The sequence below is a fragment of the Mammaliicoccus sp. C-M13 genome (genome assembly GCF_022386845.1).
GTDB classification, from domain to species: Bacteria; Bacillota; Bacilli; order Staphylococcales; family Staphylococcaceae; genus Mammaliicoccus; species Mammaliicoccus lentus.
Genome location: NZ_JAJNHQ010000005.1, coordinates 55,183 through 70,456, shown reverse-complemented (window position 1 = coordinate 70,456; position 15,274 = coordinate 55,183). Strand labels below are relative to the sequence as shown.

The window sequence follows — 15,274 nt, the reverse complement described above, 5'->3', positions numbered from 1 at the left end:
CAAAAACAGGCGAACCCTATAACATGAAGGGCTCACCTGTTTATTCTATAAACTATTAATGTTTAGCAGTTTTTCTGTTTTTATTAATGTAATATACGCTTACTAATAAGATAATCCATAATGGTGAATACATCAAAGCTGTTCTTGTATCTTCTGCTAAGAATAAAACGACGAGTACAAATGCGAAGAAGATTAATGACAAGTATGATCCGATAACACCGAATGGGTTCTTGAATTTTGATTTTTTGTGTAATGCTGCATCTTCTCTTCTATATTTTATATAACAAATTAAAATTACTGACCAAATAAAGATGAAGAATATTGTTGCAAGTGTTGTGACGAGTGTAAATACATCGTCTGGAATAAAGTAATTTAATATTGCAGCGAAGAATAATACTACGCCTGAGAAAATCAGAGCAGGATATGGCACACCGCGTTTGTTTGTTTTACTTAATCCTTCTGGTGCATGTCCTGTTTGACCAAGTCCATAGACCATACGGCTATTACTAAATAATCCGCTGTTTGCTGCACTTGCTGCTGATGTTAATACAACAAAGTTTACAATACCTGCAGCTGCTGGTATACCTGCTAATACGAATAAATTAACGAACGGACTTTCTGTTGCAGAAACTTTATTCCAAGGTGTAATACTCATAATAATGAGCAAACTTAATACGTAGAAAATTAATATACGGATACCTATTGAATTCACAGCTTTAGGTAAATTCTTTTCAGGATCTTTCGTTTCTCTAGCTGTTACACCTACAAGTTCAATACCTACAAAGCTGAACACCGCCATTTGAAAGGCGAGTAAGAATCCCATCGGACCATTCGGGAAGAAACCACCGTGTGTGTATAAGTTATGGAACCCAGATTGAATACCAGTAGTTGATTTGAAACCAGTAAATATTAACCAGAATCCAATCACTATTAATAACACAATAGCGATTACTTTAATTAATGCGAACCAAAATTCGATTTCGCCAAATAATTTAACTGTTAATAAGTTTAAACCTAATAAGATGACTACAGTTGCGATAGCAGAAACGTAAGAGGGTATACTTGGATACCAAAATTGTATGTATTTTGCTACTGCGGTAATATCTGCAATACCTGTTGCTACCCAACAGAACCAATAAGTCCAACCAGTTAAAAATCCAAATAAATGTCCTAAATAATGTTCGGCTATATCTGTGAACGAATTATATTCACTGTTAGATAATAGTAACTCTCCTAATGCTCTCATCATTACAAATAGGAAAAATCCTATAATAATATATACTAATAAAATTGATGGACCGGCTAATGAAATACTTTTACCAGCTCCAAGAAACAGGCCAGTACCAATTGCGCCACCAATTGCAATCAACTGAATATGTCGACTGGACATACTCCGTTGTAACTCATGATTATCCATTTATTTCAGCTCTCCTTAATCTTAAAAAAACACATGTGAAAATTTGTATAACAAATTTCAATATAAAAAGCATTATACTACGAAATTTAGAAAAAAACAGAAGAAATTATATTTATACATTGTTTACAATATTTTTAAGGATAAGGAATATGTCAATGTAAGCGTTTAACATATTATTTTTTAATAATTTGTGATAGGTAACGTATAAATAACATTAAAGGTACATAAATATTACTAGGATAATCATGAAAACACTTATATTAATATAGGAAAATCAGTGACATAAAACCAATATTTAAAAAATCTTGCTTCTACATCGATACTATACAAAAATGAAATACAGGTCGATAAAATAAAAATATCGAACCGCAAACGCAAAATACAGTCCGATAAAATAAATTATCGAACCGCAAACGCAAAATACAGTCCGATAAATAAAAATATCGAACCGCAAATAAAAAAGCTGAGGCATAAAATGTATGCCTCAGCTTAACCAGTATATTATTTTCTGTCCCAATATCTTGCGCGATCAAATGCTTTTACGATTGTTTCTGGTTCGTCAGATACAAATACGCCAGGAGCATCAATTTTTAATTTTGCATTTCCTAATCCTTGGGATGCTGCTTTGTTTACAATCAATGGTTTATTGTGTTTGTAAGTGAGCTCAACGAATTCTTCTACTTGAGGCTTAATGTCACTGCCGTCTGATAATACGATTGTACTATCGAATAATGTTGAATGTGCAGTGTCAAATGTCTCAGTAATACCAAAGTCTTCGCTTAAGTTCTCAGGATATTGACCTACAAATGCATAGTTTAAGTCGTTTTCAGCAAATGTTTTCGCGTAAGATTTTAATGTGTCTACATCGATATTTCCATTTACTAATACTGCAACTGAATGTGCTGCAATTGAAATATCATATTTTTCCATTGTTAATTGGCTATCTTTCGCATCAGATTGAACTTCTTCATTTTCTTCAGGAACTTCAACGCCAACGTTTTTCGCAACTCGTTCTGCTAATGTGCGATCGACTTTATTTAATTGGTTTACAGCGTTTTGTTTAACCATTATAGAATTACACATACCAATTTCGAATGAGAAACCATCAACAGTATGGTCATATTCTGCTTGGCTTAAACTGTTTAAATAAAGTTTTGCTTGGCTATAATAATCTTTAAAGCTTTCGCTTCGTTTTCGTATTTTATGACCTTCAACTTTTTCTTGATAGTGTTCATAACCGCCTTCTTCTTTCGGTGTAGGATGTGGGTCGTTATTGTTTAATGCATTTTTATGATAAGCAACTTGTCCAGAGTTGATATTCATTTGATGCATCGCATCTCTTTGGTTGTTATGAACTTCATTTACAGGTCTATTAATTGGTATTTGATTAAAGTTTGGTCCACCTAATCTTGAAATTTGAGTATCTGTGTATGAGAATAAACGACCTTGTAATAATGGGTCATTTGAAAAGTCGATACCTGGAACAATATGACCTGGATGGAATGCTGCTTGTTCTGTTTCATCGAATACGTTTGAAACGTTACTATTAAGCGTCATTTTACCTACAACTTCAATTGGTACTTGATCTTCTGGCCAAATTTTTGTAGGGTCTAAAATATCAAAGTCAAAGTCGAATTCTTGCTCTGGTTTAATAACTTGTAGCGCTAATTCCCATTCAGGATAGTCACCTTTTTCAATAGATTCATAAAGATCTTTACGGTGGAAGTCTACGTCTTTACCGTGAAGGATTTGTGCTTCGTCCCAAACTAATGATTCTAATCCGTGTAATGGTTTCCAATGGAATTTCACGAAGTAAGATTGTCCTTCACTGTTAACAAGGCGGAACGTGTGTATACCAAAACCTTCGATTTGTCTAAAGTTTTTAGGAATACCACGGTCACTCATAGCCCAAACTGTAGTATGCGTACTTTCTGGATTTTGCGCAAAGAAGTCCCAAAATGTGTCATGTGCAGTACCACCTTGTGGCATCTCATTATGAGGTTCAGGTTTAACTGCATGAATTAAGTCAGGGAATTTTATAGCATCTTGAATAAAGAATACAGGAATATCGTTACCTACTAAATCGAAAATACCTTCATCAGTATAGAATTTTGTCGCAAATCCGCGCACGTCTCTTACAGTGTCTGGTGAACCTTTAGAACCTTGAACTGTTGAAAATCTTACAAATACGGGTGTCGTTTTCTCAGGATGAGTTAGAAAGTCGGCTGAAGTATATTGTGACAAGTCTTTATAAACTTGGAATTCACCGTGGGCACCGAAACCCCTAGCATGTACAATACGTTCTGGAATACGTTCATGGTCAAAGTGCATGATTTTTTCTCTAAAATGAAAGTCCTCTAGTAAACTAGGACCACGTTCACCAACTGTTAACGTGTTTTCATCTTCACTCACTTTAACGCCATTATTTGTCGTCATTGCCTTACCGTCATTGCTTTTAGTTACTTCATCAATTTGTTCTTTCTTTTTGTTACTCAACTCTAAGCCCCCCTAAATATATGATATTAATGTTATTCCCGTTAAAAATTTTAAGAAACATTTATATAGGAAAGAATAAGGAATTTTCAAAATATAACGACGCTTCCTCTATTAGTGGAAAATAGTTGTATCGATATGAGAGCGTATACAATATACAATTGAATTACAAATCAAAGGGGGAAGAAAAAATGAAAAATATTTTATTAGCATGTTCAGCAGGAATGTCTACAAGTCTTTTAGTAACTAAGATGGAAGAAGCGGCTGAAAAGCAAGATATAAATGTAAATATAAAAGCGATGTCTAGTGACAATGCTTTCCACTCACTTGAAGATTATGATGTGTTATTAATAGGTCCACAAATGAGATTTATGAGAAAGAAATTTTTAAAAGCAGCTGAAGACAAAGGTCTTAATTTACCAATTGAAGCAATTGATTCCGTTAGTTATGGAAGAATAGATGGTGAAGGCGTATTAAAACAAGCTTTATCATTACTGGAAGAGTAGGTGATAAATATGCAAAATACATTTATGGAGAAATTGGAAGATGTCTTATTGCCAATAGCAGACAAATTAAACAACAATAAATACTTAGCATCATTAAGAGATGGCTTTATGGTAGCACTGCCATTGATTATATTCGGGTCTATATTTATTGTAATAGCAAACTTTCCATTTTTAGATAAAATACTTTCAGAAAGCCAGTTTACAGCTTGGCAAAATGCTATAAGTCCAGCTTCGGACGCGACGCTCTCGATTATGGGATTATTCGTGATTATAGGAATAGGTTATAAATTAACCCAGCGGAATGAGTTAGAAGGTATTTATGGAGCAGTAACAGCTTTAAGTGCTGTTTTAATACTAACACCACAAGTTGTAGGTAAAACAGAAGGAGTTATACCTACAGAAATACTAGGAGCTAAAGGTATGTTCCTAGGTATAATTGTTTCGATTATTAGTGCCGAACTGTATAGTTACTTCACTAAAAAAGATATAACAATAAAAATGCCGAACGGTGTGCCGGATCAAGTAGCGAAATCGTTTAGTGCATTATTACCTGTTGCCTTTACTTTAACGATATTTGTAGTACTTAAAATTGTAGTAGCTTTAACACCGTTCGAAACGTTACAAAATTTAATTTATACAATAGTGCAAGAACCATTAACTGCTTTAGGAAGAGGCTTACCAGCAACAATTGTAGCAGTACTATTCATTCAAGTATTCTGGTTCTTCGGTTTACATGGACAAATTATTGTAAATACAGTTTTCGATCCAATTTGGTATTCATTAAATAATGAGAACCTTGCAGCATTTAAACAAGGTGTAGAACTACCGAACATCATTACTAAACAGTTTATTGATACATTTTTAGTAGGCATGGGAGGTACTGGTGGAACTTTAGCAGTCGTACTTGGTATTTATCTACTTTGTAGAAGTAAACAAAATAAAGAAATTGCTAAATTAGGTACGCCAGCTTCTATATTTAACGTAAATGAACCGATTTTATTTGGTTTACCTATCATTATGAATCCTTTAGTTATTTTACCTTGGATTTTATCACCAGTTATCATAACGATTGTAAGTTATACATCAATGTACTTAGGACTAGTACCGAAACCATCCGGTGTAATCGTACCATGGACTACACCAATATTTATTAGTGGTTATTTAGCTACAGGTAACTCGTGGCAAGGTGCGATGTTACAGCTAGTGAATTTAGTCATAACATTTGTTATCTGGTGGCCATTCTTAAAATTATTAGATAAAAACTATTTAAGACAAGAAAAAGAAAATTAAAATATGGAGGAAAATTTATGACAGTTTCAATTAACGAAAAGGCATTTCAAATAATATTATATGGTGGGAATGGTCGCTCAAGTGCAATGGAAGCTATCCAATGTGCTAAAGAAAGAAACTTTAAAGAAGCAGAAATGCTTATTTCAGAGGCTGAAAAAGAAATAAATAAAGCTCATAAATTTCAAACAGAATTATTACAAGATGAAGCTAATGGTGAAAGTAGTGAGTTGAATTTATTGCTTATCCATTCTCAAGATCACTTAATGAACGCTATAACAGTAAAAGATTTAGCAAATGAAATGGTAGATTTATATAAGGAGATGAAATCATGACAAAATATATATTTCCAAATGATTTTTGGTGGGGTAGTGCAGCAAGCGCAACGCAAACAGAAGGAACAGATTCAATTAAGGATAAAACAATTTGGGATAAGTGGTATGAAGAAGAACCAAATCGCTTTTTTAACAATGTAGGTCCTAATACAACTTCAGACTTTTATAACAGATATAAAGAAGATATTAAGTTAATGAAAGAAACGGGACATAATTCATTTAGACTTTCAATTTCATGGACTAGATTAATCAACCAAGATACGAACGAAGTAAATGATGATGCTGTTCAATTCTATAATGATGTGATTAATGAATTGAAAGCTAATAATATCGAACCATTTGTTAACTTATATCATTTTGATATGCCTTATAAAAAGCAAGAACAAGGTGGATTTGAATCATTAAGTGTCGTTAATGATTACGTGAATTACGCTGTGAAATGTTTTGAATTGTTTGGTGATCGCGTTAAATATTGGTTCACATTCAATGAACCAATCGTTCCAGTAGAAGGGGGGTATTTATACGATTTCCATTATCCTAATATTGTAGATGCCAAACGAGGTTTCCAAGTAGCATTTAATACGGTTCTAGCTAATGCTAAAGTAATAAAAGCTTTCAAAGAAAATGATTTTCAAGGTAAAATCGGCATTATTTTAAACTTAACGCCTTCTTATCCAAGAAGTCAAAATGAAGCGGATTTAAAAGCAGCTAAAATTGCTGATTTATTCTTTAATAAGAGTTTCTTAGATCCTGTAACAAAAGGGAAATACCCAGCCGAATTAGTCGATATATTAAAGGAACATGATTTAGTTCCTCATTATCAACAAGAAGACTTAGCATTAATAGAGCAGTATACAATCGACTTGTTAGGCGTTAACTATTATCAACCTAGAAGAGTAAAAGCTAGAGATACAATGCCTAATCCTGAAGCACCATTTCTACCAGAATATTATTTCGATAATTATGAAATGCCTGGCCGAAAAATGAACCCTTACAGAGGATGGGAGATTTACCCTAAAGGTATATACGATATTATGGTTAACCTTAAAGAAAACTATAACAATATTGAAAGCTTTATATCTGAAAATGGCATGGGTGTTGAGAATGAAAAACGCTTCATCGAAAATGGTGAAATCAATGATGTATATAGAATCGACTTTGTAAAATCACATTTGATATGGTTAAATAAAGCAATACAAGAGGGTGCAAATTGTACGGGATATCACATGTGGACATTCATGGACAATTGGTCTTGGATGAATGCCTATAAAAATAGATATGGCTTTGTATCAGTAAATATAGAAAATGGTGAAAGAACAATCAAACAAAGTGGGAAATGGTTTAAGGAATTAGCTTCAAGTAATGAAATAATTGACTAATATGAGGTAAAAATAGAGTATATTAGGAGAGAATATGATGCAAATCAGACATCTCAACATCGTGAAAATATTGTATCAGCATCAAAAGGAATATATTACGAGCAATGCAATCGCTAAATTATTAGGTTTGTCATCAAAAACAATTAGAACCCAAATAAAAGAAATAAATGAAGAAAGTGAAGCTTTTGGATTTCTTATTCAAACTAAGAAGTCCAAAGGCTATAATCTTTTTATTATAGATGAGGGTTTATTTAATTATTTCTTAAATGAAAGATATTTAAAAGATGAAAACTTAAATTTTAACAATCAAGATAGTAGAATACGATTTATTATGAGAAAACTATTGCTCTCTAATGATTATACAAAAATAGAATCTTTAAGTGAAAATATGTTTGTAAGTACGGGAACACTTAAAAATGATATGAATGAAATTAGGCAAATATTAAACAAATATGAAATTGAAATTGTCAGCCGTCCAAACTATGGTATGAAAATTATAGGCAAAGAATTTCAAATAAGGTATGCAATAGCAGAATTTCTATTAAATAATCAGCAAAGTGATATTGGTTTTTCAGAACAAGATACATCTAGTGTCAAAAACCAGCTTGTTAAACTATTAAAAATTTATAACATAGAAATTCCTGAAGTAAAATTAGATAATTTAGTGACACATATTAATATTGCAGTCGTGAGAATGAGAAATAATTCAATGATCGAACAGAAATTTCAAATAGAAGAACAACCTTTATCTACTGAATTAAAACATTTCTTTGATGATATGGTTCATTTTATTGAAGAACGTTTTAATTTAATACTACCCAAAAAAGAAATAGAGTATTTATATATTCATTTTGTTTCTACTGGAATAATGAATGAAGTTTCGAATATTCCAAGAAATGAAGAAGTAGATAAAATGATTCAACACATGCTTGATAATGTACAACGTGTTTTCTATTTAGATTTGCAATCAGATGAAGCTTTAAAAGAAAATATATACCTCCACCTATTAACATCTATAAACAGATATAAATATAAGATGAATATAAGAAATCCTATGTTAGAAGAAATTAAACAAAATTATCCTTTTGCATTTGATATTGGAGTTGTAGCAAGTAAAATGATTGAAAAAGATTTGAAAGTCCAAGTTTCTGAAAGTGAGATAGGTTACTTAGCATTACATTTTGAAATGGCTTTAAATAGAAATAACATAGACGAGAAGAAATTAAATATCATACTTGTATGTAATTCTGGGTTAACGAGTTCACAACTCATTAAATATAAATTGATACAGAATTTTGGTAATCAGATTCAAATCACTGAAATCATTGAATTATATAATATCGAAAAGGCTAATATTAATAAAGCTGATATCATTATTTCAACTGTGCCTATCAACCATGATATTAATATACCGATTTTGTATGTTAGCCCCATTCTTTCACAAAATAATATCAATATGATTCAACGTTACATTGATTTAAAACCTTTAGATAATAAAGAACAATTAATAAAAATGCTAGAATTAAATAAAGATTTCAATAACAAAGAAGACGTTTTGAATTATTTGAATGAGTATTTAACAGATAAAAATTTAATAGAAGAAGGGTTTTTACAAAGTATTATTGAAAGAGAAAAATATGCTTCTACTGCTTATGGAAATTTAGTAGCAATTCCTCATCCAGTAATGCCATTAGCTAAACAATCATTTGTATTTATGATGACAATGAAAAAGCCAATAGCATGGGATGATAAAGAAGTACAAATTATATTTTGCCTAGGATTAAAAAAGAATACGACTATTAATTTGGAGAAGGTCTACCAAAACTTAACAGATATTATCAATGATTATAGTAGTGTGCTTAAATTGCTTGAATCCAATAATGACAAAGAATTTTGGAAGTACTTTTCTTTTTAATGTATTAATTAAAGGATTATAAGAATTATTTTTGGAGTGGGACAGAAATCTTGTTTTGTTAAAAGGTTTCATAGTCTTGCTCTCTTTTTTTACTTAAAATTTGACCACTCTGGTCGAAAGTTGTATGATGTAGTCGACCGAAGTGGTCTAATGAAATTGAGAAGGTGTTTATATGAGTGATACTTTTTATAATTTAGATAAAGCAAAAAGGCAGAAAATCATAAATGCTAGCCTTTTAGAGTTTGCTAGTCATGGTTTTAGTCGTAGTTCAACAAATCGTATTGTTCAAGAAGCGGGCATTGGTAAAGGTATGCTCTTTTATTATTTTGAGAATAAGGCTGGATTATTTAAGTTTTTAGTCGATTATTGTTTAGAGTTTATTGAGCGTTATTATTTTGAACAAATAGATATGGATGAGAAGGATATATTTAAACGCTTAGTACACCAAACGAGGATAAAGTCGGATTTATTTACAATGCATCCTAGCATGTCTCAATTTTTATCAAAAGTAGTTATTGATAAAGATAATTTTCAACACATCACGGAAGGACAAAAAGAGTATATCGTAAATTTACAGAACAAGGTTCAGTCTCAATTATTTGATGATATAGATACATCATTATTTAGAGATGACTTGGATGTTAATCAATCTGTTAAAATAATTCAATTTTCAATTGCAGGTTTATCTGAATCTATTATGGCTAGGGTAACGGATGAAATGATTAATTCGAATGACTACAGTATTTTTTACGAAGAATTTGATGCGTATATAAATGAAATGAGAAAAATATTCTATAAAGGATCGTGAATAGTTATGACTTTGTTAAAGATAAATAATATTACAAAATCATTTGGTAAGTTTCAAGCATTAAAAGGCGTTGATTTTACAGTTGAAGAAGGAGAAATATTTGGTTTTATCGGTCCAAATGGTTCAGGGAAATCTACGACGATTAAAGCCATTTTAGGTATGCTAAAGACAAACTCCGGTTCTATAGAGGTATTTGGTAAGGACGCTTGGAAAGATGCCGTAACGATTCATAGTGATATCGCTTATGTACCTGGTGACGTGAACTTATGGCCTAATTTAACAGGTGGTGAAGTCATAGATTTATTTTTAAAATTGAGTGGCACATATGATGTGAAGAAAAGGGATGAATTGATTAAAAAATTTGATTTAGACCCTACGAAAAAATGCGGTTCTTATTCTAAAGGTAATCGTCAAAAAGTCGCGCTTATTTCAGCTTTTACTACAGATGCTAAATTACTTATTTTAGATGAACCAACTTCAGGGCTAGATCCACTTATGGAACAAGTCTTTCAAGAATGTGTATTAGAAAAGAAAAAAGAAGGTAAAAGTGTGTTACTTTCCAGTCATATATTGAGTGAAGTAGAACAATTATGTGATCGCGTAGGTATCATTAGAAAAGGCGAAATTGTAGAAATGGGCACATTAGACGATTTAAGACATTTAACAAGAATGCACTTTGTTGTTCAATCTAAAGAGCGATTGGATGGATTGAAAGAACAAAGAGGTATTCACGATGTAGTGATTGAAGATGGTGTATACCATTTTCAAGTTGACTCAGAATGTGTTTCTGAAGTAATTAAATATTTAAGCCAATTTGAATTGTTGAAATTAGAAAGCATGCCTCCAACATTAGAAGATTTATTTATGAGACATTATGGCGAAGATATTGAAAGAGGTGAGTAATCATGCATAATCTCTTTAATGGTTTAGGGAAATTAACAGCATTTTATTTAAAGACAAATAAATGGAAAATGTTATTTTGGGTGATTGGTATAGTTGCATTAACGCTTATTATACCTCCGACTTTTGAAAGTATGTATCCTAATAAATCTGATATGCAACCAATTGTAGAAACTTCTCAAAACCCTGCGATGGAAGCTATGTTAGGTCCAGGTAAGTTTGAACATGTATCAGTAGGTGTGTTGTTTACGCATGAAATGCTTTTATTTACAGGCATACTTGTAGCGATTATGAGTATATTACTTGTCGCAAAAGATACAAGAGGAGATGAATCTACTGGTAGGATTGAAATGATTAGAGCACTTCCAATAGGTAAGATGTCACCTTTAATTAGCTCAATGATGAACATGATTATTGTGAACTTAGCGATAGGCATTTTAATAACGATAACACTACCGCTATTAAATATTGAAAGTATCGATGTGAAAAGTTCATTGTTGTACGGTTTATCGCTAAGTATGATTGGTATACTTTTTGGTTTGATAGCAACATTATTTGCTCAACTTGTTGAAACAACTAGCAATGTAACAGGACTAAGCATCTCAGTATTACTATTAAGTTATTTAATACGTGCAATAGGAGATGTATTAAACGATAGTATTTCGATGATCTCGCCTTTAGGATGGCTAACGCGTACATTTGCCTTTTCAGAAAACAATTGGTGGCCGTTAGTGCTCATGTTTATTGTCGGTATAATATTAATTATGATTACAATGTATCTATACCTTAATAGAGATTTAGAATCTGGATTGTTGCCATCTAAACCAGGTAATAAATATGCTAAAAAATATTGGTTATCGCCAATTGGCATGCAAATCAAATTATATAAAGTCGGAATTATTTCCTGGGCAATTGGTATGTTTATATTTGGTGCCTCATACGGCTCAGTCTTTGGTGAAATGGACGACTTTATTAGTGATAATGAAATGCTTAAGAAAATGCTAGCGGGTAGTGGAGATAACTATATTGAGTCATTTTTACCTACATTAATGGTTATTATGGCAATTGTCGCTACAATACCGGCTATTATGAGCCTTTATAAAATTAAAAACGAGATCAATATGCAAAGAATTGAAAATATATTTGCAAAACCTGTTTCAAGAACGTATTATTTTTCGGGTTTTATAGTTATAAGCTTAATAAATGCTGTTATGATGATTTTCTTGGCATCATTAGGTATGTATATTGCTCAAGCATCTGTCTTAGATAATCCATTTACTTTTTGGACAATGATTAAGTCAGGCATTGTTTATATACCTGCAATTATCACATTTGTAGGTATAGGTGTACTTCTAATAGGATGGTTAAATAAAGGACATTTCATTGTTTATTTATATTTAGGTTATACATTCTTTGTAGTATATCTTGGACAATTATTAGATGTTAAAGAATGGTTGAAAAATTTAACACCATTTCAACATATACCAGAAATTCCTGTAGATAAAATGGATTATACGGGTATAAGTATATTAATAGTTATTTCTATCATTATGATTATTGTCGGTTTGATTGGCTTTAGAAGAAAAGATATTTCTTAAAGGGGATGTTAACTATGACAACTTTACCTCAAATAGGTAAGCCTGCCTCAAGAGCATTGAATGAGATTAATATTTCAACGTTGGAACAAGTTTCAAAATTAGATGAACTAAATTTATCAAAACTTCATGGTGTTGGACCTAAGGCAATTAATATTTTAAAAGATGCATTGAAAGATAAAGGCATGTCTTTTAGCAATATAGATGAAGATTTAAGAAAATTAAAATTTACCGTAATTGGTGATTTGAAATGTGATAATGCTCCTAAAAGGAAAATTATGAGAGATTTATTGATTGCTACTACTGTAGGGGATGAAAGTACAATTAATGAGTTACTAACTGATGATTTTATCTGGCATGTTCCTGGTGAATTCGATTTATACGGAAAAGACAATTTTATACAAGAAATAAAAAAGCATTTACAAAAAGTTTCGAGTTTAGAAGTTAAGACGATGCTTTCACATGGAAAAGAAGGTTCTACGCATGGGACGATAATTAACACAACTGGAGAGAAAGTATACTTTGCGGATATGTACACTTTCGAAAATCATAAAAAAGATGCACGGATAAACACTATTACTTCATATATTGTGATGAAACCGTAAAATTAAGAGCTTTATTATTAGGAATGTGGTAAATTATAGATGAATTATCAAATTTTCGGAGGTTTATAGATGGAAGCAATTTTACCTAATTGTCCTGAGTGTGAATCAGAATATACTTATGAAGATAGAGGGCTTTACATTTGCCCGATGTGTAACTTTGAGTGGACAGCTAATGATGAGAACACAAATGAAGAAGAAAATGTAATTAAAGATGTTAATGGTGTTGTACTGAATGATGGAGACACTGTTACAGTAGTAAAAGATTTAAAAGTCAAAGGTTCTTCAACTGCAATTAAACAAGGTACAAAAGTCAAAGGTATTAAGTTAGTTGATCCTGAAGATGGCCATGATATTGATTGTAAAATACCAGGCTTTGGCCAAATTGGACTGAAGTCTTCAGTTGTTAAAAAAGTAAATAAATAATAAATAAATTATAAAACATGTACTCCCTTAAAGCAGACACTAAAATGTGAAAGCTTTAAAGGGAGTATTTTTTATAGAAAAGTATAATAGGCATCCGTCTTATTAAATTTGCTTATAAATGTTAAGATTATATTATTCGATAAATCGTTACTTATATGATCAAAATCTTTTAGATGAAATAAAGAAATGATTTTAAAAGAAGGAGAAAATTATATGGCTAAAGGCGAAAATTCAATATTTATTAAGAATCTCCCTTTATTTATTGTGCTTTTATCGGGAGCTTTTATTACGATTTTAAATCAAACTTTGTTGGGAACCGCGTTGCCTTCCATTATGAAGGATTTACAAATCAATGAAAGTACTGTGCAGTGGTTGCAATCAATTTTTATGTTAGTTAACGGGATAATGATTCCTATCACTGCTTTTTTAATTGAACGTTATACTTCTAGACAACTATTTCTAACAGCAATGAGTTTGTTCACATTAGGGACGCTTATATGTGCGGTAGGACCTAACTTTGCTGTGTTATTAATAGGACGTGTATTACAGGCATCTGGTGCGGGGATTATGATGCCATTGATGCAGACAATTTTATTCCTATTATTCCCAACTGAAAAAAGAGGTACAGCAATGGGGCTGTTTGGCTTAGTAATTGCATTTGCACCTGCTATAGGACCTACTTTATCAGGTGTATTAATAGAACACTTCCCTTGGAGAAGCGTGTTTTATGTGATCTTACCAATCGCAGTATTTAATATTATTTTTGCTTACTTTTTATTAGTTAACGTAACCGAATTAACTAAACCTAAGTTAGATAAACTATCAGTCATTTTATCTACATTAGGATTCGGTGGTTTATTATATGCGTTTAGTATTGTAAGTGAAATAGGATGGGCGAATGCTACTTTCATTATTATACTTATCTTAAGTGCAATAACGATGTTTATTTTTGTAAGAAGACAATTAAAACTGGAAAGACCTTTATTAGAATTTAGAGTCTTTTCTTATCCTGTTTTTACACTTGGAACAGTTTTAAGTATGTTTGTTTTTGCGGCAATGATAGCTACAAATATCATATTACCGTTATATATGCAGAATATGTTGCACTTTTCAGCGTTACAATCAGGACTCGTTTTATTACCTGGCGCTATATTAATGGGGGCGATGAACCCAGTTACTGGATATTTATTTGATAAGTTTGGAGGGAAATGGCTTGCTCGTATTGGACTATTCTTATTAATTTTAACGACATTGCCATTTACACAATTAACTTCAGACACTAGCTTTACATTCTTGTCAGTTGTTAACATGTTCCGTATGTTAACAATCGCAATGGTTATGATGCCTATGACAACTTTATCAATCAACCAGTTACCTAAGCGCCTTATACCTCATGGAACTGCAATGAACAATACATTCAGACAAATGGCAGGCTCAATAGGAACGGCTTTATTTATAACAATAATGACATTATTTGCAATACCTAGCGAAGGCATATCAGGGTTGATACACGGCGTTAATATATCCTTTGTAGTTGCTGTTATTATTACAGGCTTAGCATTTGTACTATCTCTCAAATTGAAAGATGAAAAGTAAATGTTAGCTAATTAA

The 15,274-nt window shown here is 31.7% G+C and carries 13 protein-coding genes; 11 read left to right on the top strand and 2 right to left on the bottom strand.

The genetic code is table 11. From position 1 onward, the window contains the following. Window positions 1–55 precede the first annotated feature (55 nt). Window positions 56–1,417: an amino acid permease gene (locus tag LQ615_RS05295; protein WP_016999340.1), complete on the bottom strand. Its 1,362-nt coding sequence runs from the start codon at window positions 1,415–1,417 to the stop codon at window positions 56–58. 501 nt (window positions 1,418–1,918) lie between these two features. Continuing rightward, window positions 1,919–3,913 carry a catalase gene (locus LQ615_RS05290; RefSeq protein ID WP_182093689.1) on the bottom strand — a complete coding sequence of 665 codons (1,995 nt, stop codon included), beginning with the start codon at window positions 3,911–3,913 and terminating at the stop codon, window positions 1,919–1,921. Between the two features lie 188 nt (window positions 3,914–4,101). Between LQ615_RS05290 and LQ615_RS05285 the strand changes: the two genes are divergently transcribed. From LQ615_RS05285 to LQ615_RS05235, 11 genes are all read left to right on the top strand, one after another. Next, on the top strand, window positions 4,102–4,416 hold the full coding sequence (locus LQ615_RS05285; RefSeq protein ID WP_016999342.1) for a PTS sugar transporter subunit IIB: 315 nt from the start codon (window positions 4,102–4,104) through the stop codon (window positions 4,414–4,416). 9 nt (window positions 4,417–4,425) lie between these two features. Then, window positions 4,426–5,706 carry a PTS cellobiose transporter subunit IIC gene (gene celB / locus LQ615_RS05280; protein WP_064211230.1) on the top strand — a complete coding sequence of 427 codons (1,281 nt, stop codon included), beginning with the start codon at window positions 4,426–4,428 and terminating at the stop codon, window positions 5,704–5,706. Between the two features lie 17 nt (window positions 5,707–5,723). After that, window positions 5,724–6,038, top strand: coding sequence for a PTS sugar transporter subunit IIA (locus tag LQ615_RS05275; protein WP_016999344.1), 315 nt, complete (start codon window positions 5,724–5,726; stop codon window positions 6,036–6,038). Further along, window positions 6,035–7,417 (top strand): glycoside hydrolase family 1 protein, encoded by a 1,383-nt coding sequence (locus LQ615_RS05270; protein WP_016999345.1) that lies wholly within the window; start codon window positions 6,035–6,037, stop codon window positions 7,415–7,417. Before LQ615_RS05275 ends, LQ615_RS05270 begins: the two co-directional genes overlap by 4 nt. A gap of 34 nt (window positions 7,418–7,451) precedes the next feature. Further along, complete coding sequence (locus tag LQ615_RS05265; protein ID WP_239704025.1) at window positions 7,452–9,332, top strand: BglG family transcription antiterminator; 1,881 nt, start codon at window positions 7,452–7,454, stop codon at window positions 9,330–9,332. A 172-nt stretch (window positions 9,333–9,504) separates the two neighbouring features. Continuing rightward, window positions 9,505–10,140, top strand: coding sequence for a TetR/AcrR family transcriptional regulator (locus LQ615_RS05260; RefSeq protein WP_016999347.1), 636 nt, complete (start codon window positions 9,505–9,507; stop codon window positions 10,138–10,140). A gap of 6 nt (window positions 10,141–10,146) precedes the next feature. Further along, entirely contained in the window at window positions 10,147–11,043 is an 897-nt protein-coding gene (locus LQ615_RS05255) for an ABC transporter ATP-binding protein (RefSeq protein WP_016999348.1), read from the top strand. Between the two features lie 2 nt (window positions 11,044–11,045). After that, window positions 11,046–12,638 (top strand): ABC transporter permease, encoded by a 1,593-nt coding sequence (locus LQ615_RS05250; RefSeq protein WP_064204198.1) that lies wholly within the window; start codon window positions 11,046–11,048, stop codon window positions 12,636–12,638. 14 nt (window positions 12,639–12,652) lie between these two features. Next, complete coding sequence (locus LQ615_RS05245) at window positions 12,653–13,240, top strand: hypothetical protein (RefSeq protein ID WP_016999350.1); 588 nt, start codon at window positions 12,653–12,655, stop codon at window positions 13,238–13,240. Window positions 13,241–13,309: 69 nt separating this feature from the next. Further along, window positions 13,310–13,663, top strand: a complete 354-nt coding sequence (locus tag LQ615_RS05240) for a zinc ribbon domain-containing protein YjdM (protein WP_016999351.1) — start codon at window positions 13,310–13,312, stop codon at window positions 13,661–13,663. 213 nt (window positions 13,664–13,876) lie between these two features. Further along, complete coding sequence (locus tag LQ615_RS05235; RefSeq protein ID WP_016999352.1) at window positions 13,877–15,259, top strand: MDR family MFS transporter; 1,383 nt, start codon at window positions 13,877–13,879, stop codon at window positions 15,257–15,259. Window positions 15,260–15,274: the final 15 nt, after the last annotated feature.